The organism is Yersinia sp. J1, assembly GCF_050586585.1.
Lineage (GTDB): Bacteria > Pseudomonadota > Gammaproteobacteria > Enterobacterales > Enterobacteriaceae > Yersinia > Yersinia entomophaga.
The window spans coordinates 434,391-458,037 of record NZ_JBOBDP010000002.1 but is presented as its reverse complement, the minus strand read 5'-3'; the positions used below and the strand labels follow the sequence as shown (position 1 = coordinate 458,037).

The following is a 23,647-nucleotide window of genomic DNA, read 5'->3' as shown; positions in this document are numbered from 1 at the left end:
ATGGCGACTCCTCTGCTGGATATTCAGGATCTCAGTATTGCTTTCCGCCAGAACCAACAGGAACGTCAGGTTGTCAGCCAGCTTTCCCTGCAGGTAGAAGCTGGTGAAACTCTGGCACTGGTCGGCGAATCCGGATCGGGCAAGAGCGTCACCGCCCTGTCGGTACTTCGTTTACTACCTTCACCGCCGGTGGTTTATCCGAGCGGAGACATTCTATTTTCCGGTCAATCGCTGCTCCATGCCGATGAAAATACGCTGCGCAAAATTCGCGGTAACCAGATCGCTATGATTTTTCAGGAACCCATGGTCTCGCTGAATCCGCTGCATACTATCGAAAAACAGCTGGCGGAAGTGTTGTCCCTCCACCGCGGAATGGGGCGGGAAAGCGCGCGTGCAGAGATTATCAGCTGTCTGGATCGCGTCGGTATTCGCCATGCCAAAGGGCGGCTCGGAGATTTCCCTCATCAACTTTCCGGGGGCGAACAGCAACGAGTGATGATCGCTATGGCGGTACTCACCCAGCCTAAGCTGTTGATTGCTGATGAACCCACTACCGCCCTCGACGTGTCGGTACAGGCGCAGATTTTAAGTTTGCTGAAAGAGTTAAAGCAAGAAATGGGAATGAGTTTGCTGTTTATCACTCATAACCTGAATATCGTGCGCCGTCTGGCCGATAACGTGGCGGTGATGCGCGAAGGGCGCAGAGTGGAGCTGAGTGACCGCCAGACGCTGTTTAGTCACCCTCAGCACCCATACACACGGCAATTGCTCGACGCCGAGCCTCAAGGCGAGCCAATACCGCTACCGCCGATGGCAGCGCCTCTGCTGCGCGTCAAAAATCTTCAGGTAGGTTTTCCTATCAAAAAAGGGTTACTGCGTCGAACGGTTGGCCATCACTACGCGGTGAAAGGTATCAGCTTTGATTTACGTCCGGGGGAAAGTCTCGGTTTGGTCGGCGAGTCAGGATCGGGAAAAAGCACCACTGGGCTGGCATTGCTGCGTTTATTACCGTCCAGCGGGGAGATCTGTTTCGACGGTCAACCACTACATAGCTTTAATAACAAGCAGATGCTGCCTTTCCGCAGCCGTATTCAGGTGGTATTTCAGGATCCTTACTCGGCGCTCAATCCCCGTCTGGCGGTCTGGCAAATTATCGCTGAAGGGCTGGAGGTTCATCAGAAGCTCAGCGCCGCCGAGCGGGAACAGCGTGTGATTGCCGCCATGGAAGAAGTGGGATTAGACCCGGCCACTCGCCACCGCTATCCCACTGAGTTTTCCGGCGGGCAACGTCAACGCATTGCCATTGCCAGAGCGCTGATATTGCAGCCTCAGCTATTGATTCTCGATGAACCAACCTCATCGCTGGATAAATCGGTGCAGGCACAGATTCTGGCGCTACTCAAATCGCTTCAGCAACGGTATCAATTAAGCTATCTGTTTATCAGCCACGATTTGCAGGTAGTGAAATCACTGTGCCACCAGCTGATCGTACTGAAACAGGGAGAAGTGATAGAACAAGGGGATTGCCAACGGGTACTCACCGCACCGGCGCAGCCTTATACCCGACAGTTATTGCAACTAGCCGATTAAAAGCCGCAGGAACCTTGAGCATGCAAAAGTTTCTCAGAGACAGTTCTGCCGCGGAGGATTAGAAAGGATAGAGAGCTGTCATTTTTTCTGCGATGGCAACACCGACATTTTTCAAGCGGCACATAGCGGCGCTTTCATCATGACAGTGTACAAACAGGCAAGGCTCCCCTTCCCATTCGACAATAGCAGAATCAACCTGAATTTCTTGCAACGAAAGGTGCAGGCGCTGCATTACCTGCCTGGCGGCGCTACCGTCATGACTCAGTAATTTCAACCCCATCAGGTTGTTCTTTTCATCTATCGTCGCTAGCGGAATCGGTTCAACCTTGACACCGGTAAAGCCTGACAGCCAGCGGTAACTTTGCGGCAGGCGATGAACCACCGAAAGTTGAATATTATTCACGCGTCTTTCCTAGTAAAAAATTAACAATAACTATTACAAAAGCACAACAAAGTCACATGCTAACTAAGTTATAGCCGCTAAAGCGCCATTATGCCTGATTAGAACCTCATCAAAGTGTAAATTTATAACAATACATAAACCTATCACTAACAAGGTTATTTATTTGGCCATTTCTGACGTCTTTCCCGCTTCCCTACACTAACCCAAAAAGCGAGTTTGAGATTTAGATCTCATTTTTTCGTTATATGTATACCTTTCCGCATGTCTTCTCAACCATTTTTCTTGCAAGTCGGTTACCTACTTTTCGTTAATATTTTACAAATAAGGAACACCTCCCCGCCGAAAACCAGGAAGAAAACACCGACATCTCATTGATAAATATATTATTAAGTGAGGATTTAATGCATGGAAAATAATCGCGAAAACCGCATATTCTTCGAAATGTTATTTTCCTTATTTTAACTTATTTCAAGCCAACATTAACAAGTAATCAACATGATAATAAGCGCGCTTACTAATATCACCTTATTTCTGATTGGGTCATTTCAGAAGGTGATTGAATATATAAAATTATCAGTAAAATAAATATTTGGTGCAGAAGAACAAAAAAGGGAAAGCCGAGCGGGGAAAAATCATTGAGGTAAAGTGGGTCATTGCGCTGCCGGCGAAACAACCGGCAGCGTGATAAACCAAATCAGGCCGCCTTTTTGCCCGGACGACTGGCGTACAGATAGAAGAATACTGCCGCAATGATACAGAAAGCCATTGAGCTAACCATTGGCCAGGCACTGCGGGAAGGAGCCAATGACAAAATGGTTCCGACCAACGCACCGATACCAAAACGCAAGGTGCCAGCCAGAGATGAAGCCGTCCCTGCCATGTGCGGGAAATCATCCAGAATGACCGCCATGGCGTTGGATGTAATCATTGCGATACAGCCCACGTAGGCTGCCACGCACAACACCAGCGCCCAGAATCCCAGTCCCAAAGCTGACACGGCCACTAAACCGATGCCCATAACCAACTGCACAAACAGGCCGAAACGGAACATCTTAATGGCTCCGACGCGCCGCACATTTCGGCTATTGATCAACGTCATCAGGAATAGAAAGACAATATTCAGCGCAAAGTAATAACCGAAGTTCTGCGGGGACACACCGTTAAGATCAATGTAAACAAAAGGCCCGGCGCTGAGGAAAGAGAACATACCGGCGAAGGAAAATCCGCTGGCCAGCATATAGCTCAGTACGCGTTTATGACGGAACAGTGAACCAAAGTTGCCAATTGTGGTGCGAAGGTGGAACTTTTGTCGCCGTTCTCGCGGTAGCGTTTCTTTAATAAAGAACGCTACCAGCACCGCACCAACCAGCGCAGCGCCGGCCATACTCCAGAAAATGGCGTGCCAGCTAAACCACACCAGCAAAGCGCCACCAATAATTGGTGCCAATAGCGGCGCGATGGTCATCACCAACACCACAAATGACATCATTCTAGAGAATTCATCTTTCGTGAACATATCTCGCATCAATGCGTTGATCACGACACTGGCCGCAGCGGCGGATAAACCGTGCAGGAAGCGCATATTGACCAGTTGCTCTACCGATTGCGCCATGGCGCAGGCTACGCCTGCCAGAGCAAAAATTACCGTTCCCCACAGGATAACCGGCTTACGGCCAATACTGTCTGCCATCGGGCCATAGAACATTTGACCAATAGCAAACCCGAGCACATAAGCGCTCAGCGTCATTTGTACGCGACCATCCTCCACGCCAAACTCTCTGGCGATAATCGGCATACTGGGCAAGTACATATCGATGGCCAACGGCATCAGCATGGAAAGCAAACCCAGAATTAAGATCAAACCAATATGAGATGTTCGTTTTTCTTGCACGCTTTGCAACTCCTTCAACAGCCGTTCGTTCCAAATAAATTATTCAGATCGAACAGAGCAGTCGTACCACGATGGCGGGGGAAATGGTTCGTTTTGGCAACGCCCGAGACGTTGGGAATCCCTAAAATCAAGGGATTCCCTCTTAGGTTCACACATAATCGCTTTGATAAACGATGGCGCTGTTAACTCAGATGCGGAGCGCCAACGCTGGCAATTTCTTCTTCAGTCAACGGGCGGTATTCGCCGGGTGCCAGATCTTCATCCATCACAATGGCACCAATACGTTCGCGGTGTAACGCGGCTACGCGATTACCTACCGCACCAAACATGCGTTTTACCTGATGGTAACGCCCTTCACTGATCGTTAAACGAACCAATTGCGGCTCTATCACTTCCAGCTGCGCCGGTTTGGTCAAGGTAGCCTCGTTATGCAATTGTACGCCCACGGCAAACTGCTCGGCGGTATCTTCAGCCACCGGATGCTCCAGCGTCACCAGATAGGTTTTCTCGCAGTGGTGCTTTGGTGAGGTAATTCTATGTGACCATTGACCATCGTCAGTCATCAAAACCAAACCGGTGGTGTCGATATCCAAACGCCCCGCCGCATGCAATTTATAGGCCACCGGCTCATCGAGGAAATACAGCACGGTTGGATGATCGGGATCGTCGGTGGAGCAGACATAGCCCTGAGGCTTGTTCAGCATAAAGTAACGCGGCCCCACCTGCTGTTGCAGCAGATTGCCATCAAACATCACTTCCTGTTCTGGCGTCAGCTTCATCGCGCCGGTTTTGACGATTTCGCCGTCCACGGTCACACGTTTTGCCCGTAGCTCGCGCGCAACCAACGCACGGCTAACCCCTAATTGCTGAGATAAAAACTTGTCCAATCGCATTGAATCTACTTTGCCTGTTTGTCTGGTCGTGTTGCTAATCAACACGTTGCCTTGCCACTTTGAGGTGTAGCAACGCTGGAAATTAAATGAAGCAGTAAAAATCGTGTAGGAGGAACATCATTTGCTGCCTATGAGACACATCAGTATAACGGGGGTTGTCCTATCATCCTAGGAACAGTTACACCCGACCGAGAGGTTCTCGCACCTATGGCACCGAAAAGGCATAATAATAGAAAATAATGTCGAGTTTAACCGGATAGATTTCGCTAAAAACCTTAAGGATATGTTGCAAATGACCACCGTTCCGCTTGGGGGAGCCTAAGCAATGGCTTTTACACTCCGCCCCTATCAGCAAGAAGCGGTTGACGCCACTATTGCTCACTTTCGCCGCCACCCGGAACCGGCTCTGATTGTGCTGCCCACCGGCGCGGGTAAAAGTTTGGTCATTGCCGAGCTGGCTAAACTGGCTCGCGGGCGAGTATTGGTTCTGGCCCACGTTAAAGAGCTAGTGGCACAAAACCACGCTAAATATTGTGCTTACGGTCTGGATGCCGATATTTTTGCCGCAGGTTTACAGCAACGACAAAGCGAAGGCAAAGTCGTCTTTGGCAGCGTGCAGTCCGTAGCACGTAATCTCTCACTATTCGATAGTGCCTTTTCCCTGTTAATCATTGATGAATGCCATCGAATCAGCGATGAAGACGACAGCCAATATCAGCAAATCATTCAGCATTTACGGAAAAACAATCCGAAGCTTCGCCTACTGGGTTTGACCGCAACGCCCTATCGTCTGGGCAAAGGCTGGATTTATCAATTCCACTATCACGGCATTACCCGTGGTGATGAAAATAGTTTATTCCGCGATTGCATCTATGAATTGCCCCTGCGCTACATGATCAAAAACGGTTTCCTGGTACCGCCAGAACGGCTGGATATGCCGGTGGTGCAGTATGATTTCAGCCGTCTGACCAGTAATAGCAAGGGTCTGTTTCGCGAGGAAGACCTGGATCGGGAAATCAAACAGCAAAGCCGTATTACGCCGCATATTGTCAGCCAAATCGTCGAATATGGAGCCACTCGCAAAGGCGTGATGATTTTTGCCGCTACGGTAGAGCACGCTAAAGAGGTGTACGGGCTGCTCCCCGCGGGACAGGCGGCATTGATTAGCGCCGTCACCCCCGCCGCCGAACGCGACGCGTTAATTAATGCGTTTAAACAACAAGAATTACGTTATCTGGTGAATGTGGCGGTACTGACTACCGGTTTTGACGCGCCCCACGTGGATTTGATCGCCATTCTGCGCCCAACCGAATCCGTCAGCCTGTATCAGCAAATCGTCGGCCGCGGGTTACGATTATCACCGGGAAAGGAAGACTGCTTGATTCTCGACTACGCCGGTAATCCACACGATCTGTTCACTCCCGAAGTGGGTACCAGTAAACCTCATGGCGACAGCCAGCCGGTACAGGTCTTTTGCCCAGACTGCGGTTTTGCCAATGTATTTTGGGGGAAATGCACTGAATCCGGCGATATTATCGAACACTATGGCCGCCGCTGTCAGGGCTGGTTTGAAGATGATGAAGGCCAGCGCGCTCAATGTGACTATCGTTTCCGGTTTAAAAGCTGTCCACATTGCGGAGCAGAAAATGACATTGCCGCCCGACGCTGTCATCAGTGCCAGGAAGTGCTGGTCGATCCCGATGATATGCTCAAAGCCGCGCTAAGACTGAAAGATGCACTGGTTCTGCGCTGTGGAGGAATGGCGCTGGAATCAGGCAAGGATGCCAAAGGAGAATGGCTGAAAATCACTTATTACGATGAAGACGGCACCAGTACCACCGAACGCTTTCGCCTCACCACGTCCGCACAGCGTATGGCCTTTGAGCAAATATTTCTGCGTCCCCATCAACGCGCGCCGGGAATCCCCTTAAAATGGCAAACGGCGACGGACGTGATCGCCCAGCAGGCGCTACTGCGTCACCCCGATTTTGTCGTTGCCCGGAAACGGGGCCAAGGGTGGCAAATTCGCGAAAAGGTTTTTGATTATCAGGGGCGTTTTCGCCTGGCAAACGCCCTTGGCTAGCGCCTTCCTGCCCTGAGTTATTTGCGGTTTTGTTTGCTGTCTGGTCGATATTTCGCTAGAATGCCGCCCGCTTTACTCTGGGTTCGCCCAAAGTAAGCCGACTATCGAACCTGTTGCTGGGTCGCCTGTAGCAGGGTAAATTTTCTTTTAAGAGAAAACAAAATGATCACTATCAATGCAGAAGTACGTAACGACCAGGGTAAGGGTGCGAGCCGCCGCCTGCGTGCAGCAAATAAATTCCCAGCTATCGTTTACGGTGGCGAGGAAGCAGCGGTTTCTATCGCTCTGGACCATGACACCACTAAAAACATGGAAGTCAAACCAGGTTTTTACAACGAGCCAATCTCTTTGGTTATCGATGGTAAAGAAGTTAAAGTTCAGGTTCAGGCTGTTCAGCGTCACGCTTTCAAACCAAAACTGACTCATATCGATTTCGTTCGCGTTTAATCTGCGATATCGATATTTCGGGACGCCGAAAATGAGAAAGCATCGCTGATGCGATGGGAGATGCCAGTCGGTTTACTCTGACTGGCATTTTTATTAGCTGCTATTTTTATTACCTTCTGCTGCTGGCTATTAATGATTCGATCGAAAACACATACAAAGCCAATTAAAATAGCGTGCTACTCAAGAAATAAATACTACACCACCCGAAAGATCAGCCAATAGGCAATATTTACCTCACTTCTGATTTATTATTTTTACATGCATTAAAGCTTCTCTGCTATAAATAACAGAGAAGCCGGTTTAACAAACTAAATGTCTATTTAAAAAACAATAGCATTAAGTATTTTAATAAAACTGTTACCATCCCATTGATGCAATAGCACCAGTTGCCGCACCAATTGCAGAGCCAATGGCTACACCAATCGGCCCAAACAATGCGCCAGTTGTAGCACCGGCCGCAGTCGCCGTGGTGATAGCAATTGTCATATCCATCGGCTGAGTGGGTACGTTTACTGCGCCTGAAATAAGATTTAACTCAGTAGCTTCAATTGTCTTCATATTTAAATCCTCGGTAATTAAATTAAGTTAAATGAAAATAAACATCACCATGGTGAGCAATAAGACTATGCTTGAGTGAAATAAAAAACAAATTAGAATAAATAAACAATGGCATCCGGAATTACCATAAAGCCACCAATAAAATTATTAACTAATAGGATTTAATGAAAAGTAATAATAAAGATTTAAGCTCACTTAAATTTAACCATAGAAAACAAACAATAAACTCACCTCATGGATATGTAATAAAAAAATAACGCCACCGAGTTTAGAAACCAATGTTAAAGGTTTCCAGACTCCGTGGCGTTACGTCGATAACACTTGAGCAGTGAGCGGCTATTTTAGGATTTGTCGCCGCCGCTCAAACGCCGCTGTAACTGATCGCGTAAATTCGGCGGCGTGCCTTTAATCGTTAACGTATCGGTGGCCGGATCCCAGAAAATACGTTCGCCCAGCAATAATGCATCGAAGTTAATGCTTAAACCACCGCCGCTGCCGGAAAATTTGGTCAGCTGTCGCAAAGTGCTACGATCGGCAGGGAACGTCTCTTCCAGCGCATAACCCTGCTCGGTGGAGAACTCTTTAAAGTCCTTCTCACCCAGTTTAGGCAATTCCTGAGCCAGTTCCTGCAACGCAATTTCTTCGCCGGCCTGCAACTGTTCGTTGCAATAACTATAAGCCTGTTGACGATATGCCTGACGCTCATTTTTATCCAACTGCGCATCGGCGCAATAGTCATCAAGGGCTTGCAGTAAACCGCGGTTTTGCGCCTTGGTGTCCAGGCCTTCGGCGGCAGACAGGAAATCCATAAAGAAGTCAGAAACCTTACGACCAACGCGCCCTTTCAGGAAGGTCAGATAACGGCTGGACTCCGGATTGGTTTCCCATTCGGTCAGATCAATGCGAGCCACAATATCAGCGCGATTGATATCCAGATAATGAGTTGTGCTCAAATCTAGCTGCTCATCAACCCGCATGCTGTTGCAACTGCTTAGCACTGAGATCAATAAATACTCAACCGCCAGATAGCGATACTGACAAAACAACACCACGCCGCCTTCGGCAAAAGGATATTTCGCCAATTCATCCCGCAGACGCACGGTAGCCGCGCGGCTAAAGGCGAGAAAATCTTCGTCTCCTTTACGGCAGCGTTTTAAGGCATCGGCCAACTCGCTTTGCTCATTAAACAAACCATACGCCTTGCTTTTGGCGCTATAAACACGATGCAGTTCCGTCATCATTTCTTCAACTACCGCATTAGTCGGCAGTAAAGAGTCCCGCAACATCACATCCAGGGTCTGTTCGTCACGTTTGATCAATTGATGTAAAGCAATTTGGTCGATATCAAGGCTCATGATAAATACTCCTTTTAGCTAGGGGCGTATTCAAACACCGATGCTCTGATGCCGCAACTCAAAAGCGGCGTGAACGCCGAATCCTCTGCAATTGATTCTTAATGCTATAAAGTAGCGGAAAAGCGCGGCTCTATACGGTAAGATGTGGGACTTTGTCAGGCGTTGAGCACACTTTTTATGCCACAATCATCTCGTTACAGTGACGAACACGTTGAACAGTTGCTTTCTGAACTGGTTCAAGTACTGGAAAAACACCGCACCCCAACCGATCTTTCCTTGATGGTTTTGGGGAATATGGTTACAAATCTGCTCAATACCAGCATTGCCCCAGCGCAACGCAAGGTATTGGCGCGATCTTTCGCCGAGGCTCTTCAGGCTTCGGTACGTGAAGATAAAGCTCATTAATTACTTAATTAAGACTGCTATCTCTATATGGTGACAAATCGTCAGCGCTATCGTGAAAAAGTGTCCCAAATGATCAGTTGGGGGCACTGGTTCGCCTTATTCAATATTCTGTTTAGCCTGGTGCTGGGCAGCCGCTATCTATTTGTTTCCGATTGGCCAGCCTCTTTGGTTGGCCGTACCTATGCCCTGGTCAGTTGGCTAGGGCATTTCAGTTTTATCGTATTCGCTGCCTATCTATTGGTGATTTTCCCACTCACCTTTGTCGTGATGTCGCAGCGGTTACTCAGGTTCCTTTCCGCCGCATTTGCCACTACAGGTCTGACCCTATTACTGGTGGACAGTGAGGTTTTTACCCGTTTCCACTTGCACCTCAATCCGGTGGTGTGGGAGCTGGTGGTTAACCCCGATCAAAGCGAGTTGGCCAGGGACTGGCAGTTAATCTTTGTTTCTGTGCCTATTATCTTTTTGGTTGAGATGCTTTTTGGCACCTGGTGCTGGCAAAAGCTGCGTAGCCTGAACCGGCAAAAGTTCGTTAAACCGCTGGTTGCCGTGTTTATTTCTGCGTTTTTCGCCTCCCACCTGATTTATATCTGGGCGGACGCCAATTTCTATCGGCCAATCACCATGCAGCGTGCAAATCTGCCGCTTTCCTATCCTATGACGGCGCGTAAGTTTCTGGAGAAACACGGCCTGCTGGATCAACAGGAATATCAACGCCGCATTATCGAACAAGGAAATCCCGAAGCCGTTACCGTGGAATATCCGCTCAATACCATTACCTTTAGCGATAAGGGCAGCGGCTATAACCTACTGATGATCGTCGTGGACGGGATTCGCCCTGATAGTTTGAAGCAGGACATGCCAGCGCTGAATGATTTTGCTCAATATAATATTCAGTTCAATCGTCATTACAGCGCGGGAAACCGGAAAGAAACCGGCCTATTTGGTCTGTTTTACGGGATTTCCCCGACGTATTTGGACGGCATTTTGGCCGCCCGTGAACCTTCGGCCTTTATTAATGCCTTGGGTAATCAAGGCTACCAGTTCGGCCTGTTCTCCTCTGACGGCTTCCAGTCGGCGCTCTATCGCCAGGCTCTTTTGTCCGATTTTTCGTTACCGGAGCCAAAACGTCAGAGCGACAGCGCGACAACGCTGGAATGGCAACAATGGTTGAATAATTTATCCAGCCCGGCGCCTTGGTTCTCCTACGTTAACCTGATTGGTTCACAAGAATCGCAGGACCCGGTGGAAGGTGGCAGTCCGACCGCGCCAAATGACTTTATCAGCCATTATCAGGACGGTGCCAAAAACGTCGATCAGCAAATTGCGACTATCATTGATACCTTGAAAACCAAAGGGTTGCTGGATAAAACCGTGGTGGTGATCACCGCGTCTCACGGCGTAGAATTTAATGATAGTGGCAACGGTGATTGGGGGGCTGGCAGCAACTTTAACCGTCACCAATTACAGGTTCCGCTGATTATTCACTGGCCGAGTACTCCAGCACAAAAAGTGAATAAACTGACCAGCCATGAAGATGTGATGACGACGCTGATGCAGCGTTTACTGCATGTACGCACTTCGCCAGAAGATTACTCGCAGGGTGAGGATTTATTTGCCGCTCAGCGGATTCATAATTGGCTTGCTACCGGTGAAAACGGCATGCTGGTTATTACTACGCCAACCCAAACTATTGTGCTCGACAACAGTGGAAATTATCGAACCTTTGACCTGCAAGGCCATGAAGTGAAAGATGAGAAACCGCAGCTGGCGCTGTTATTGCAGGTGCTAACCGACGTAAAACGCTTTATTGCCAACTAGGTGACATTAGCCTAACCGATTAATAATCAAGCGAACGTTACGCCCGACTCTTGCAATATCGGAGAGAAAATGTAGTATAAATTTACTGCGTCGGCATGTAGCGCAGCCTGGTAGCGCACCGTCATGGGGTGTCGGGGGTCGGAGGTTCAAATCCTCTCATGCCGACCAAAGAATCCTTTTAAAACCAACCCATTGTGGTTGGTTTTTTTACGCCTTTCACAAATAACGCCGGTCAATACTGCGGGTAAAATAGCGGTATTCGCTCGCTATCCCTGCAATTTCTCGTCATGGAGAGTCAACCAACCTTCATCAGACATTCTGAATTATACCGTGCCCCTCCCCAGTTAATGATGACTTAATCTCTGGCTGTTCAACCGGCAAAAGATCTGTTTGATCAGACTTAAACATTGGAATGACCGAATCCAGTAACGCGAAATACTCTACCTGCACCTCATCCCCACTATTGATATTGAACGATAAAGTTGCCTAGGCTTAAAGATGGTCGACGATAAAATAGCTTCTGGATACGATCCGCAGGATACAACCAGTAATCGCTAAAATCGTAAAGGTAATGCCCACCGCCACTAGGTGCCCAGTTAGGTTAGTATGGCCGCCAGAATTTGCCCGCCAGCCAAAGAAATTAGCAACCAGACACCGATGTAAATTTCAGATGGCGAGTAGGATAACGCCCCCAACTTCAGGTCAGCATCAATAGACAACCCACGCCACACGTCTAGCCGCTGCATCAGTCATTAGCCAGATTCCCATGATCACCTGTGGATCTGGGATACTCACAATACGCCACAAAAATAACAAACCTTCACAATAGCAGAGCATAGCCGCGCAATATTCAGTTCCGGGCAGGTATGTCTACATTCTGTTCTTCTATTTTCCCTGTGTATAACACTGGCCATAGACGGGTAATAAATAACCGCTACCGAGACGGTAAAATAAAGCAATCTAACAAGTTCGCTGCTATTTTCGCTTTTAGAGCTTCAGTGCAATCAGAACCGAACGTTAACGCGCTGAAAATGAACAAATATTCGCCATGGTGGTGCTAATATACTTTTTAATCTAAGAGAAATAAGTTCTCATTTCCCCACATTCATTAGCAAAACCTTAAAAAGGTATTTTGATAGTCAGAGCTTGAGTGAATACCAGCCAAACATTCGCTTACAGCGCCTCTAAGCCCACATAAGATACTTTCAAGACTTATCCGTTTCGCATTAACCACACTCAGTCAAGGCCAATACGATGCGCTACATCTCATTTTAGAGATAAAGTGATAAAACCACCAATACATGTTCAGGTAGTTATTTACACCGGTTTTAAACCAGACAATGGTTTTTTGAACTTTTATAGAGAAGTAGAGAAAAACAACCTTTTATCCGAAGCCCACATTTATGGAGCTAGAAAAATCTCTATGGCTCCTAAATGTTCCCGTAGTGAATAAGCCCTCTCGGTGGCTACTAAACACACCCCGATTAGCCGTTACTTAACATGCCAGTCAAATAAACTATGAATCTATATTTAGCAGAATTTAGTGCTAAAAAATTTGCCAACTCTTAACATAAATTATTAAACCTTAGATAAACGCGACAAGATAAAGTCGAAAAAATAAATTAAAGTATTGATATGTAAGCACTTTTATCACCGGTGACGTTACGAAGAATCTGGGAGAAGATTGGCAGAAGTTACACGCAGATTTTGCCAAAACTCGCCTACGCGCTTTTCAGCCTCTACAGGAGACTTAGCCAAATAACTTTTTGATGATTGGTTTGCTGATTTTTTCACAACCTCTCGCCAGCGTTAAGCCTACGTAGAACAATTTTTAAGCTAACACTCCCTCATCTGAGGGTTTGCACCCGTATCGGACAGAATCTCGCGCCGACTTCCTCACTTCTACCAGAAGCAATTCAACAGAGCAGAAATGTATAAAAAAAACGCATTTTACCCAAGGTTTATTTGTGTGATGAAAAGAACATGCTACTGCGAGCGATTCGGCATCCGTAACCTTACATTTCAGTCAAATGATGCACTCAGCCTCCGATTCAGGCACTGGTAAACGACTTCTATTCAATAGTGAGTCGCTGACGATTGAAATTACCGAAACCGGTTTCTTTAAGATGGCAAGCTATTGAGGTCATTTTGCGTAGTGCATATTTATCCAATCAAATTATCTGGGCAATCGTGCTGATTATGCAGCAATATTATGGCCGATTCTTCTGATTGGGCTGGATTGCCATCCCTGTAACCTTTGAATTAACGCTCATTAATGTAACTAATTGAATTAATTAAATATGGCGATTGTTTTATATAGATACCTAAGATTAATCTTAGAAAAAGCGAACGATAACCATACTCTCTTTGTGTAAATAATCGGTTGCAATGAAAACGACTCTCATTGAGACAAACATCCTGTAAACTCAAAATCACATAACTCTGTTTACGAATGACATTGGATTAACTCATCCGCCCATACTCATTTTTTTTCCTGTTAAGTTCGGTATTTTGAAGAATATTCAAAATATATGACTAACAACCCACTCCTATCTATTAAATCAACAAGATGATTTATTTAATAGTTTTAGGCAGAAAAGCATGCTATGGAAAATAGAATTGAGATCACATCTTATTCTCAAGTTCCTCCGTTTTTATATCGCTAAGATACGAAATCAATTAATCAGAACGGAGATCTCTGCACGGGGAATTATTCTTTTAAGTTCATTAAATCCACTAAAATCCATTAAGACTTTTTTTGCATGGTGTCTAAATATTCGCCATAAATTCATTCAATCGGAATGAGAAATATTTAATAATAATTCGTTAATAAATAATGCTTATTTGAATTAAGTCAGAATAATCACCTCAATATTTCAAAATGTAACTGTGTGAGACCTCATTGGAACAGCGTTATTTGATAAAAACAGTTTTTTATTCTTAATTTTACTTAAAAAAGATATAAAGTTTTTACATTTTGATCTTTTGTGTAAACCTATGCTCCGTTAATATGACACTGCAAATGTGACGTGATTGTTAAAAATGTTACGTCGTGAGAAAATGGAAACTACCCTACGCAGAGTCATATCAACGTAAGTCGGAGAATAGGTAGTCAAAAAAAATTAATAGTATTTTTATTACAAATACTATTAAGTAGACAAGGCTCCTATTATTTCACTGAGATTAAATGCTGAGAAAATGCCCCTAAATTAGGATGTAAATTAGGGTGATTTATTTAAATGGAGAGACCTTTATGAACACTAAATTACGCGCAACTATTTTACTCGCTAGCGCAGCATTTGCTTCTTTCTCTCATGCTGCAAATGCAGCAGACGGCACCATCAATTTCACCGGTACAGTTATTGCTGAAGCTTGTACCGTTAGCACAGCGAGCGCCAGCCAGACGGTTGCTTTAGGTAATGTCAGCGCCAAGGCTTTCCCAGCGGTCGGTGCCACTGCCATGCCGGCAAAATTCGATATCACCCTGACCTCTTGTCCAGATTCAGTGACAAAGGCCTTGGTAAAGTTTGATGGTCCTTTTGCAGAAAATAATACCAATCTGCTCGCGTTGACCACTGAAACTGGCGTAGCTACTGGGTTGGGTATCGCAATTTATGAAGCAGACGGTACAACTCTGATTCCCATGACGGCTCCTTCCGCGCAAAAAGCCGTGACGAAAGGTGTGAATCCCGTCTTTAGCTACATTGCCAAATATATGTCAACCAATGCCACTGTCACGACCGGCCCAGCTAATGCAGTCACTCAGTTTAGTATTTCCTATAACTAATAGCGCTGCTTTAGTTAGGGTTAATTAAATTTAAAAAATACAAACAAAAGGATCACCCATGTTTCAAGGGCGAGGCAAGGATGCTTATTTTTACATGAAAAATATCTTTACCGGCAGAGAATCTGCTGGGCAGTTAGTTATGAGGAATTCTGATATGTCATGGATACGTTCTTTTATTTCTGTATGTTGCCTGCTAACGATTACCTATCAGGCTCAGGCTGGGATTGTTATAGGTAGCACACGCGTCATATACGATGGCAGTAAAAAAGAGGCTTCTTTATCAGTAACCAACCCGGAAAAGGATCGGCCTTACCTGATTCAATCCTGGATCGATAATCTGGATGCATCAAACACGACTAAGATTCCCTTTATCGTCACTCCACCATTGTTTCGATTGGATGCCGAGCAAGAGAATACGCTGCGTATTGTTCGGGCCGGCGGTAACTTACCGCAAGATCGCGAGTCGGTATTCTGGCTCAGCGTTAAATCTATCCCGGCAACGCATAAAACCGATGAGAATCAGCTACAAATCACGGTTCAATCGCGTATCAAATTATTTTATCGTCCAACCGGGCTGCTGAGAAATCAGGCTGCAAATGCCTATAAATCTCTCCAGTTCAAGCGTAAAGGTAATCAATTGGAAGTGGTTAATCCCACGCCCTATTACGTTTCGTTCTATGAACTTAACGTTGGGAAATCAGAGATAAAAGAAGCGGATATGATCGCTCCGAAAAGCAGCCGCAGCTGGCCGTTACCTTCAGGCGCATCAGGGCAGATAAGCTGGCAGGCGATTACCGATTACGGTGGCATTTCAGCCAAAGAGACCGTTTCTCTCTAATTCGCAAAACCTAATCCTGACTGAAATGACATCTTGCCCATCCATACCGGGTAAGGGGTATCCGTACGCTTTTTTCGGCCCCAAATGGAGGAATTTTGTTATGGAAAAACATTGCAAGCCAGCGGGACTCACCCGGCATATCCTTTGGACTCTAGTCTCTGTCGCGTCTGCTGCACCGATAGTCAACGTTTCGGCAGCAGACTATTTCAATCCTTATGCGCTTGAATTGAAAGAAGGTACACCTCAGAACGTCAGTCTGGGTCAGTTTTCTACCACCGGTTCGCAAATTCCCGGAACCTATCGGGTGGATATTTACCTAAACGACAGCAAAGTCGATGAACGCTCGGTGACCTTTGTGGATCGTAACGGCAAGCTTCTGCCGGAATTAACCACAAAAGAATTGGCTGCGATGGGTGTCAATATTGAGGCTTTTTCATCACTTAAAACGTTACCGCCGACCCAAGCATTCAGCAATTTAGATCAACATATTCCCGAAGCGTTCACTCGTTTCAACTTTAACCGCCAGCGGTTGGATATCAGCATTCCACAAGCGGCGCTTAATAATGAAGCGCGCGATGCCATTGACCCAAAGTTATGGAATCAGGGGATTCCCGCCGCGCTGGTTAACTACAGCTTTACCGGTTCTAACACCTGGGATTCGCGTAGTGAAGGGACTAACAGTAACTATTATCTTAACTTGCGTAGCGGAGCCAATTTAGGTGCCTGGCGGTTACGTAACTACTCCACCTACACCGATAATAATAAGAGTGGGCGTGAGTGGAAGAACATTAATACCTACGTACAACGGGATATTCAGCCGCTGAAAGGCGCACTGACCCTGGGTGACAGTTCGACGCCCGGCGAAGTATTTGATAGCGTTCAATTTCGCGGAGTCCAGTTAGCCTCCGATACCAATATGCTGCCAGATAGCCGCCGCGGTTTTGCCCCGGTAGTCCGCGGTATCGCACAGAGTAACGCTCAGGTCATCATTCGACAAAACGGCTATATCATCTACCAAACCTATGTTCCTCCCGGAAGTTTTGCCATTACCGACCTCTACCCAACCTCATCCAGCGGTGGGTTGGACGTCACTATTCGGGAAGCGGATGGTACTGAGCGTAGCTTTGTGCAGCCTTTCTCCGCCGTGCCTATTATGCAGCGCGAAGGCCAGTTGAAATATGCCGTTACGGCAGGGAAATATCGCACTACCACCCCTTTTGCGGCAACGCCGAACTTTGCCCAGTCAACCCTGATTTACGGGTTGCCCGCAGACACCACTTTGTACGGGGGAGTATTGGCTGCAGAGAAATACACGTCCGGCGTGCTCGGAGTCGGTCATGGGTTCGGCGATATAGGATCGATATCTCTCGATGCCACTCAGGCTAATACTTCTCATAGAGGAGGAAAAAAAACCCAGGGGCAGTCTTATCGGTTCCAGTATTCCAAAGATATTAGTACCACTAATACCAATTTTACTTTGGCGGGTTATCGCTATTCCACTGAAGGTTTTTATACCTTAAGTGAAGCTAATGAATATCGGGAAAATGTCAACGGCTGGCGCCCAAACTACAATAAACGCAGCAAAATACAGCTCAACCTTAATCAGTCTATGGGCGGATACGGTCATCTTTATATCTCTGGGTATCAGCAGGATTATTGGTGGCAATCTGGTTATGAACGCAATATCAGCACCGGTTATAACCTGAATCATAGAGGCATTAACTACAGTCTGTCATATAGCCACACCCAGACACCGGGCGTAGGTAATAGCGACAGTGTGTTAGCTTTCAGCGTGCAGGTTCCTCTCGATCGTTGGTTAGCTAACAGCTGGTCTACCTACAACGTCAACCACAGCAAATCCGGGCGTACCACCCAGCAGCTCGGTTTGAGCGGCACCGCGCTGGCGGACAACAACCTGAATTACAACATTCAGCAGAATTATACTAATCAGGGCAACGGTGCCAGCGGCAACCTTAACGCCAACTATCGCGGCACCTATGGCGAAATCGGCTCTGGTTACAGCTATGACAACGATTCCCGCCGCCTGAACTATAACCTGCGCGGAGGCGTGGTTGCGCATCCATTCGGTGTCACTTTCTCGCAATCCCAAGGTGAGACACTGGCATTGGTTAAAGCGCCGGGAGCCAGCGGAGTGAAGGTGCAAAATAGCAGCGGCGTCTATACCGACTGGCGAGGGTACGCGGTCGTTCCTTATGTCAGTACTTATCGTAAAAACCGAATTGCGCTGGACACCCAAACCTTGGGCGAAAACATTGATATTGATACCAGTGTCAAAACCGTGGTGCCGACCAAAGGTGCCGTTGTACTGGCTGATTTCAAAACCCGCGTGGGAAAACGAGCGTTAATCAAACTGAACTTCGATGGAAAAACCATTCCGTTCGGCGCCAACGCATCGCTAAAACATAATGACGACCTATCAATCAATAGCGGAATTGTCGCCAATAATGCGGAGGTTTATTTGAGCGGTATCCCTGATAAGGGAAGTTTACTGGTGGAATGGGACAGCAACGGCACACCGCAGAAGTGCGTGGCGGACTACATCCTACCAGAAACTTCTGACGATAACGGTTCATCGGTACTGACCCTACAGGCCAGCTGTAAAGCGGTAATGACATAGCTAAGTAAAGGACGGTCAAACGTATGCGGCCGCCATTTTGAGGCAAGGAGCAAGGATGAGGGCTCGGAGATTACCGCGCTATTTAGGCTATATCACCTTATTTTTCATGTTGATGATGTGGGAAATGCGGGAGGGAGCGGCCGGATGTCGTTCTTTCCTCACTCACGCCCCGATTCTGGTTTTTCCCAAACCGGTATACGTGGATAAAAGTGCGCCCATAGGCAGCCTGCTGGCTCAAGGGCAAACCCATATTGCGGCGCGTATTATGGATAATTCGTATGCGGGTTCAGCGGGAGATTTTGTTATCACTATCAATCCGCTAACTCAGTTTACCGGGCTTAAATATCGCGGAATCAGTGTATTTAAAACCAATCTGGAGGGCGTTGGCGTGGCCTATACCGTGACGCCAACAAAAGGTGGCGCCGAAACGCGGCAAATAACCCATAACAGTAAAAACCTGAGGGGCGATGCCATATCCTCAAATCTTGATTATTACCTGGTTAAGTACGGGCCAATTTCGGGGGGAAAGCTATTACGCCATAAAATATTCAACATCGGTTATTCCTGCTTCGCCAGCGGGGGAAACGGCCTTTACGACTGGAATGGGTTGATGTACGGGGCTTCAGTTCGAGTACGAGCCTGTGGCGTTCAGAAGGCAAAGCTACATATTCCTTTGGAACGGGTAAAAATAAGCGCCTTTTCCGGCCTGAATAGCACTGCAAATGAAGTGGCGTTTTCAATCCCACTCAACTGTACCGCCACGGACAAAATCAAAATAGCGATCGGCGGCGCTGGCATTGAAGGTTCGCCTGACCTGCTGGCATTAGATAGCGGCAATGGTACGGCGCAAGGAATAGGCATTCAACTGTTATACCGCGGGCAACCTATCACGTTAGGGGACCTGTTTAGCGGTATTTCATTCTCGGAAACAGGCTGCGCGCAGATTCTACTGTCCGCCCGTTATTACCAGAAAGAAGAGTTTATCAACGCAGGTCGAGCCAGCAGCACGGCCAATATTACGCTGAATTACAGGTAGCAGATGATTGGTCAATCACTACGAGAGAATTACTGATATAAAGTTCATATTTTTCAGATAGATATTGTCATTTCGGGAAATTGAGGACAGGAGCAACACAGCATGATAGATAAAAGATGATAGATAAAAGCGATTTTTTCATCACTCGGAACACTATTTCTCATCCGGCGATCTTCGCTTTTCTCTAAATAAGGGTGATTCAACAGGCTCTAACTTATTAAATTATATAATTTAATAAAATATTCAGCCTAAAAACCGAAGTATTGGCCGTTTTAAACAAGGAATATTTATGGAATTACGTTTTGCTACTACACAGAAAAAATACAGGAACTATAGCGCCGCCCTATGGGCCGGTTTTTTAGGCGGGAATATTGCCAGTTTCGTCAAATGGGGAGCGGAGATCCCTTTTCCCCCAAGGACAGCGGACAGAGCCATTCCGCCGGCGGAGATGCTGCAAGATTTGGGTTTCAAGGTCAACGATATGATCTATCAATATTCAGGCCATATTATTAACTGGGGCGTGGCGGGCGTTCATCAGCTATTTTCCATCTTGTTTGCCCTGTTCTATTGCTTAGTGGCTGAAATATTCCCGACGATCAAACTCTGGCAGGGCGCGGCTTTTGCCATTCTGGTCACTTTAGGTTTCCACGGCGTGCTGTTACCACTTTTCGGCTGGGGCCCACCGCTGTGGCACCTGCCTTTTGAAGAGCTTTTATCCGAAACGTTCGGTCACGTGGTGTGGATGTGGACTATCGAAATATTCAGAAGAGATATTCGTAACCGTATTACTCATCAGCCCGATCCAGAGTTTCAGCCGCAGCGAAAAATAAGCCGCCATTATTGATATTTAAATCCGGAATATACGCGACTGGATAAGCTGGCTAAAATCCGGCCAAAAAAACTAATTGATTGAAATTTATAATATTTATTGGCCACAATGGAGAGATAACGGGGAAGGTTAAGTGGAAAAGAAAACGCTAACCACTATTCCCCCGTTATCTTAATGAGGGAAACTCTCTCATGGAGCAGGAGAAATTTATGCTGAATAGATTGAAAATGTTGTCCATAAGACAAAAAGGGATTTATCTCATTCTTCTGCTGACGTTGGTTTTCACACCCAAAAGTTATGCCGAAGCTGAATGCTGGGCGGTGTGGGATATCTACCCCAGTACCAGCCAGGGACCCGTTACCGTTCCAATGAATGCCCCGATAGGCTCATTACTTGCCTCTGGCGTTTATAGCTATGCGGTAAAAGTAGTAAAAAACAACTCGTTCGGCGCACCGGGGAACTTCGTTCTTCAACCACGAACATCCACTAAATGGACGGGCATCTATTACGATTCAATGCCAGTGTATAAAACTTCAAAGGAAGGCGTCGGCATCGCGTACAGAACCGACGGTAGAGACGGATTGCTAGATGTTTACGCACCACAGTACACCTATGAAGGCTATTTGATGCGCACCAATCTGGAATATTTCCTGGTGAAATATGCCGATATAACCTCTGGCACGTTGCCGGCATATAACCCGGTCAGTGTGAGTTACACCTGTCTGGGTATCACAAATGGCAAGGGTTTAGGTCAAATATCCTTCCCAGCGGTAGATATTCAGGTCAACGGCTGTAACACCACCACGCCGTCCATTCAGGTTCCTATGGGTACCGTCAATAGTCATTCTTTCTCCGGCCCCGGCAGCTATGGCCGCTCCGTCCCATTTACCATCGGGCTGGACTGCCAAGTTGACACCAAAGTTTCACTCACTCTGGGGACTTCCGGCAGTAGCGACAATGTATTGCCGTTAAACGGCAATACAGGAGAACAGGTGGCTAGCGGTCTGGGAATTCAGATCCTGTATGATGGCAATCCCCTTCCGCTGGGCGCGCCCACGAATTTACTCGATAGCACCACGGTTGGAGCTAATGAAATCCCGATGACTGCTCGTTATTACCAAACCGGGGTCAAAATCACGCCGGGGGCGGCCAATAGCGTAGCGAGTTTTACCCTGACATATCGCTAGGTTCAGTCTTACATACTGTCCTAAATTCCTGGCAGCAGAAAAAACCGGCTTGGTGTCAACGCGCCAATACTGTATATTAACCCAGTTGTTTTTGAATGGGTTATCCTGACATTTTTAGGGGAAGATATGCGTATTGAATTGATTTATGACAAAAGAAACGTCGGCGGTCTGACCAACGCCACTGATTTGATCAAAGAAGAGTTGACCAAACGTGTGCATCGGATTCATCCAGAGGCTGACGTCCACGTTAAGGCCATGCAGGCCAACGGTCTCAACGTATCGGGCGTGACCAAGTTGGAAAAATCTGCTCTGAACAGATTGATCGAAGAGATGTTTGAAGAAGCGGACGAATGGCTGACTATGGAAAGCTAATCTCCGTCGATCTGCATCTATCCGGAGATAGACATGTATCGAACGGTCGAAATTCTTCTATATAAATTACAGCCCGATAGCGGCAATATATTCCATCGGGTTATGCAGGATATTAGTATTCCACTGCATCAGAAAGCCGGTATGGACGTAGTGGCTTATGGCAAAGGCGTAGAACTGGAAGACAGTTATTATCTGATTCGCTCATACGCCAATCTCGCAGAGCTTGAGCGCAAACAGGCACAGTTCTACCGCAGCGAGGCGTGGCAAACCGGGCCACGCAACGTCATTGTAAGCCGTATTATTAGCAGTCATAGAACAGTAGTCTATCTTGAGCCTAAGGCTATTCGAGCGCTACGAGGGCTGAATACCGGTACCTAGCCGTGTACGCTATCAGCCAGTTTTATTACTTTACGTTTAATTACTCTGTGTTTAATTGCGTTACATTTATTACTGCGAATGTATTGCTGCGAATGTTATCGCCGTTAACTCGCGAAAAATAATTAGCCCAACTTATTTAAGGAAGAATATGAAACTAGCAGGAAATATTTTATTACACGCCGGTCTGCTAATAACGTTATTTTCCTATGCTGCCACTGGCGCTGTACCGCAAAACTTTCTGTATACCGGTTCAGACGATTTAACGACTATTTCCTCTCTGATTCAGCGGCCTGATATTGGCGGAGTACAAATTGTCTATAATTGGAAGGCGCTAGAAACCGACAAAGATCAGTATGATTTTTCACAGATCGAGCGTGACCTTGCCTACCTTAATAGTTTAAATAAGAAACTTTTTATTCAAATTCAGGATCGTTTCTTTGAGCCTCAAGCTAAAAACGTTCCTGCCTATCTAATGAAAGATCCGCGCTATAACGGCGGTATCGTACCGCAATATGATAATCCCGGCGAAAATAAGCCTGCGGGTTCAGGTTGGGTAACCCAGCAGTGGAATCCGGCGGTACAACAACGCTATCAAAAACTACTGGCGGCATTAGCTACAAAATTCGACGGCCGGGTATTTGGCGTCAATCTGCCAGAAACCGCCATTGACCCCGATATTAAAAGGGATAAATCCGGCTTTAGCTGCGATAAATACTTTGCCGCAGAGATGGAGAATATGGCCTTTGCCCGTAAAGTCTTCTCTAAATCTCATGTGGTGCAATACGTCAATTTTTGGCCTTGTGAATGGAATAATGATCATCAATACATGTCACGCCTGTTTGAATTCGCTGCGAAAAACAAGGTGGGGCTGGGCGGGCCAGATATCGTACCAAATAAAAAAGCGCAGATGAAAAATGCCTATCCGTTCTTTAATCAATACAAAGGCAAGCTTAGTCTGGTTGGAATGGCCGTCCAGGAACCCACCCTCACCTACACCAATGCTAAAACCGGCAAACCCTTTACCAAAGCTGAGTTTACCGATTATGCAGAGAACTATTTAGGTGCGAATGTAATTTTCTGGAGTACTGCTTCACCCTGGTTATCTGAAGGAACCACAGCGCGCTAAGCCATTGGCT

Annotated in this window: 20 protein-coding genes and 1 tRNA gene; 15 read left to right on the top strand and 6 right to left on the bottom strand. The window is 46.7% G+C overall.

Annotated elements, in window-relative coordinates:
• Positions 1-1,590: a microcin C ABC transporter ATP-binding protein YejF gene (gene yejF, locus ACQ4OC_RS06665; protein ID WP_120806296.1), complete on the top strand. Its 1,590-nt coding sequence runs from the start codon at positions 1-3 to the stop codon at positions 1,588-1,590.
• A gap of 58 nt (positions 1,591-1,648) precedes the next feature.
• Here the strand turns inward: yejF and ACQ4OC_RS06660 are convergent, their stop codons facing one another.
• From ACQ4OC_RS06660 to rsuA, 3 genes are all read right to left on the bottom strand, one after another.
• The gene (locus tag ACQ4OC_RS06660; RefSeq protein ID WP_064517396.1) at positions 1,649-1,993 is read right to left on the bottom strand and encodes a YejG family protein; all 345 of its coding nucleotides are present in this window, start codon (positions 1,991-1,993) and stop codon (positions 1,649-1,651) included.
• Between the two features lie 694 nt (positions 1,994-2,687).
• Positions 2,688-3,884 (bottom strand): Bcr/CflA family multidrug efflux MFS transporter, encoded by a 1,197-nt coding sequence (locus ACQ4OC_RS06655; protein WP_064517392.1) that lies wholly within the window; start codon positions 3,882-3,884, stop codon positions 2,688-2,690.
• Positions 3,885-4,066: 182 nt separating this feature from the next.
• Positions 4,067-4,777 carry a 16S rRNA pseudouridine(516) synthase RsuA gene (gene rsuA / locus ACQ4OC_RS06650; RefSeq protein WP_064517389.1) on the bottom strand — a complete coding sequence of 237 codons (711 nt, stop codon included), beginning with the start codon at positions 4,775-4,777 and terminating at the stop codon, positions 4,067-4,069.
• A gap of 325 nt (positions 4,778-5,102) precedes the next feature.
• On the opposite strand from rsuA, the gene ACQ4OC_RS06645 reads away from it, so the two are divergent.
• Both ACQ4OC_RS06645 and rplY read left to right on the top strand, forming a co-directional pair.
• Entirely contained in the window at positions 5,103-6,860 is a 1,758-nt protein-coding gene (locus tag ACQ4OC_RS06645; protein ID WP_430971033.1) for a DEAD/DEAH box helicase, read from the top strand.
• A 162-nt stretch (positions 6,861-7,022) separates the two neighbouring features.
• Complete coding sequence (gene rplY / locus ACQ4OC_RS06640; protein WP_064517383.1) at positions 7,023-7,307, top strand: 50S ribosomal protein L25; 285 nt, start codon at positions 7,023-7,025, stop codon at positions 7,305-7,307.
• A 357-nt stretch (positions 7,308-7,664) separates the two neighbouring features.
• Here the strand turns inward: rplY and ACQ4OC_RS06635 are convergent, their stop codons facing one another.
• Together ACQ4OC_RS06635 and yejK are read right to left on the bottom strand one after the other, a co-directional pair.
• On the bottom strand, positions 7,665-7,865 hold the full coding sequence (locus tag ACQ4OC_RS06635) for a hypothetical protein (RefSeq protein WP_430971032.1): 201 nt from the start codon (positions 7,863-7,865) through the stop codon (positions 7,665-7,667).
• A 341-nt stretch (positions 7,866-8,206) separates the two neighbouring features.
• Positions 8,207-9,220, bottom strand: coding sequence for a nucleoid-associated protein YejK (gene yejK / locus ACQ4OC_RS06630; protein ID WP_049597086.1), 1,014 nt, complete (start codon positions 9,218-9,220; stop codon positions 8,207-8,209).
• A gap of 177 nt (positions 9,221-9,397) precedes the next feature.
• Between yejK and ACQ4OC_RS06625 the strand changes: the two genes are divergently transcribed.
• The 3 genes from ACQ4OC_RS06625 (at position 9,398) to ACQ4OC_RS06615 (ending at position 11,614) form a co-directional block, all read left to right on the top strand.
• On the top strand, positions 9,398-9,625 hold the full coding sequence (locus ACQ4OC_RS06625) for a YejL family protein (protein WP_049597085.1): 228 nt from the start codon (positions 9,398-9,400) through the stop codon (positions 9,623-9,625).
• 27 nt (positions 9,626-9,652) lie between these two features.
• Positions 9,653-11,446 carry an LPS biosynthesis-modulating metalloenzyme YejM gene (yejM, locus tag ACQ4OC_RS06620; RefSeq protein ID WP_430971031.1) on the top strand — a complete coding sequence of 598 codons (1,794 nt, stop codon included), beginning with the start codon at positions 9,653-9,655 and terminating at the stop codon, positions 11,444-11,446.
• A gap of 91 nt (positions 11,447-11,537) precedes the next feature.
• Positions 11,538-11,614: transfer RNA gene (locus ACQ4OC_RS06615), tRNA-Pro, on the top strand.
• Positions 11,615-12,042: 428 nt separating this feature from the next.
• On the opposite strand, the gene ACQ4OC_RS06610 is transcribed toward ACQ4OC_RS06615, so the two are convergent.
• Positions 12,043-12,192, bottom strand: coding sequence for a hypothetical protein (locus tag ACQ4OC_RS06610; protein ID WP_158513771.1), 150 nt, complete (start codon positions 12,190-12,192; stop codon positions 12,043-12,045).
• 2,507 nt (positions 12,193-14,699) lie between these two features.
• Between ACQ4OC_RS06610 and ACQ4OC_RS06605 the strand changes: the two genes are divergently transcribed.
• From ACQ4OC_RS06605 to ACQ4OC_RS06565, 9 genes are all read left to right on the top strand, one after another.
• On the top strand, positions 14,700-15,233 hold the full coding sequence (locus ACQ4OC_RS06605) for a fimbrial protein (protein WP_064517373.1): 534 nt from the start codon (positions 14,700-14,702) through the stop codon (positions 15,231-15,233).
• 154 nt (positions 15,234-15,387) lie between these two features.
• Entirely contained in the window at positions 15,388-16,071 is a 684-nt protein-coding gene (locus tag ACQ4OC_RS06600) for a fimbrial biogenesis chaperone (RefSeq protein WP_064518520.1), read from the top strand.
• Positions 16,072-16,171: 100 nt separating this feature from the next.
• Positions 16,172-18,709 carry a fimbria/pilus outer membrane usher protein gene (locus ACQ4OC_RS06595; protein ID WP_120806298.1) on the top strand — a complete coding sequence of 846 codons (2,538 nt, stop codon included), beginning with the start codon at positions 16,172-16,174 and terminating at the stop codon, positions 18,707-18,709.
• A gap of 55 nt (positions 18,710-18,764) precedes the next feature.
• Positions 18,765-19,745, top strand: coding sequence for a fimbrial protein (locus ACQ4OC_RS06590; protein ID WP_120806300.1), 981 nt, complete (start codon positions 18,765-18,767; stop codon positions 19,743-19,745).
• Positions 19,746-20,034: 289 nt separating this feature from the next.
• Complete coding sequence (locus ACQ4OC_RS06585) at positions 20,035-20,589, top strand: YagU family protein (RefSeq protein ID WP_064517359.1); 555 nt, start codon at positions 20,035-20,037, stop codon at positions 20,587-20,589.
• Positions 20,590-20,783: 194 nt separating this feature from the next.
• The gene (locus ACQ4OC_RS06580; protein WP_158513770.1) at positions 20,784-21,761 is read left to right on the top strand and encodes a fimbrial protein; all 978 of its coding nucleotides are present in this window, start codon (positions 20,784-20,786) and stop codon (positions 21,759-21,761) included.
• 126 nt (positions 21,762-21,887) lie between these two features.
• Positions 21,888-22,133, top strand: coding sequence for a DinI-like family protein (locus tag ACQ4OC_RS06575; protein ID WP_049597078.1), 246 nt, complete (start codon positions 21,888-21,890; stop codon positions 22,131-22,133).
• 33 nt (positions 22,134-22,166) lie between these two features.
• Positions 22,167-22,511 carry an NIPSNAP family protein gene (locus ACQ4OC_RS06570; RefSeq protein WP_064517353.1) on the top strand — a complete coding sequence of 115 codons (345 nt, stop codon included), beginning with the start codon at positions 22,167-22,169 and terminating at the stop codon, positions 22,509-22,511.
• Positions 22,512-22,659: 148 nt separating this feature from the next.
• Positions 22,660-23,637 carry a hypothetical protein gene (locus tag ACQ4OC_RS06565; protein WP_064517350.1) on the top strand — a complete coding sequence of 326 codons (978 nt, stop codon included), beginning with the start codon at positions 22,660-22,662 and terminating at the stop codon, positions 23,635-23,637.
• Positions 23,638-23,647 lie beyond the last annotated feature (10 nt).

What these genes read in the sequence shown, in the direction of transcription:
- ACQ4OC_RS06610 (WP_158513771.1), bottom strand. Translation starts at nt 12,192, where the DNA reads ATGCAGCGGCTAGACGTGTGGCGTGGGTTGTCTATTGATGCTGACCTG.
- yejK (WP_049597086.1), bottom strand. Translation starts at nt 9,220, where the DNA reads ATGAGCCTTGATATCGACCAAATTGCTTTACATCAATTGATCAAACGT.
- ACQ4OC_RS06590 (WP_120806300.1), top strand. Translation starts at nt 18,765, where the DNA reads ATGAGGGCTCGGAGATTACCGCGCTATTTAGGCTATATCACCTTATTT.
- ACQ4OC_RS06605 (WP_064517373.1), top strand. Translation starts at nt 14,700, where the DNA reads ATGAACACTAAATTACGCGCAACTATTTTACTCGCTAGCGCAGCATTT.
- ACQ4OC_RS06585 (WP_064517359.1), top strand. Translation starts at nt 20,035, where the DNA reads ATGGAATTACGTTTTGCTACTACACAGAAAAAATACAGGAACTATAGC.
- ACQ4OC_RS06635 (WP_430971032.1), bottom strand. Translation starts at nt 7,865, where the DNA reads ATGAAGACAATTGAAGCTACTGAGTTAAATCTTATTTCAGGCGCAGTA.
- yejF (WP_120806296.1), top strand. Translation starts at nt 1, where the DNA reads ATGGCGACTCCTCTGCTGGATATTCAGGATCTCAGTATTGCTTTCCGC.
- yejM (WP_430971031.1), top strand. Translation starts at nt 9,653, where the DNA reads ATGGTGACAAATCGTCAGCGCTATCGTGAAAAAGTGTCCCAAATGATC.
- ACQ4OC_RS06570 (WP_064517353.1), top strand. Translation starts at nt 22,167, where the DNA reads ATGTATCGAACGGTCGAAATTCTTCTATATAAATTACAGCCCGATAGC.
- rplY (WP_064517383.1), top strand. Translation starts at nt 7,023, where the DNA reads ATGATCACTATCAATGCAGAAGTACGTAACGACCAGGGTAAGGGTGCG.
- ACQ4OC_RS06645 (WP_430971033.1), top strand. Translation starts at nt 5,103, where the DNA reads ATGGCTTTTACACTCCGCCCCTATCAGCAAGAAGCGGTTGACGCCACT.
- ACQ4OC_RS06580 (WP_158513770.1), top strand. Translation starts at nt 20,784, where the DNA reads ATGCTGAATAGATTGAAAATGTTGTCCATAAGACAAAAAGGGATTTAT.
- ACQ4OC_RS06595 (WP_120806298.1), top strand. Translation starts at nt 16,172, where the DNA reads ATGGAAAAACATTGCAAGCCAGCGGGACTCACCCGGCATATCCTTTGG.
- ACQ4OC_RS06565 (WP_064517350.1), top strand. Translation starts at nt 22,660, where the DNA reads ATGAAACTAGCAGGAAATATTTTATTACACGCCGGTCTGCTAATAACG.
- ACQ4OC_RS06625 (WP_049597085.1), top strand. Translation starts at nt 9,398, where the DNA reads ATGCCACAATCATCTCGTTACAGTGACGAACACGTTGAACAGTTGCTT.
- ACQ4OC_RS06600 (WP_064518520.1), top strand. Translation starts at nt 15,388, where the DNA reads ATGTCATGGATACGTTCTTTTATTTCTGTATGTTGCCTGCTAACGATT.
- rsuA (WP_064517389.1), bottom strand. Translation starts at nt 4,777, where the DNA reads ATGCGATTGGACAAGTTTTTATCTCAGCAATTAGGGGTTAGCCGTGCG.
- ACQ4OC_RS06575 (WP_049597078.1), top strand. Translation starts at nt 21,888, where the DNA reads ATGCGTATTGAATTGATTTATGACAAAAGAAACGTCGGCGGTCTGACC.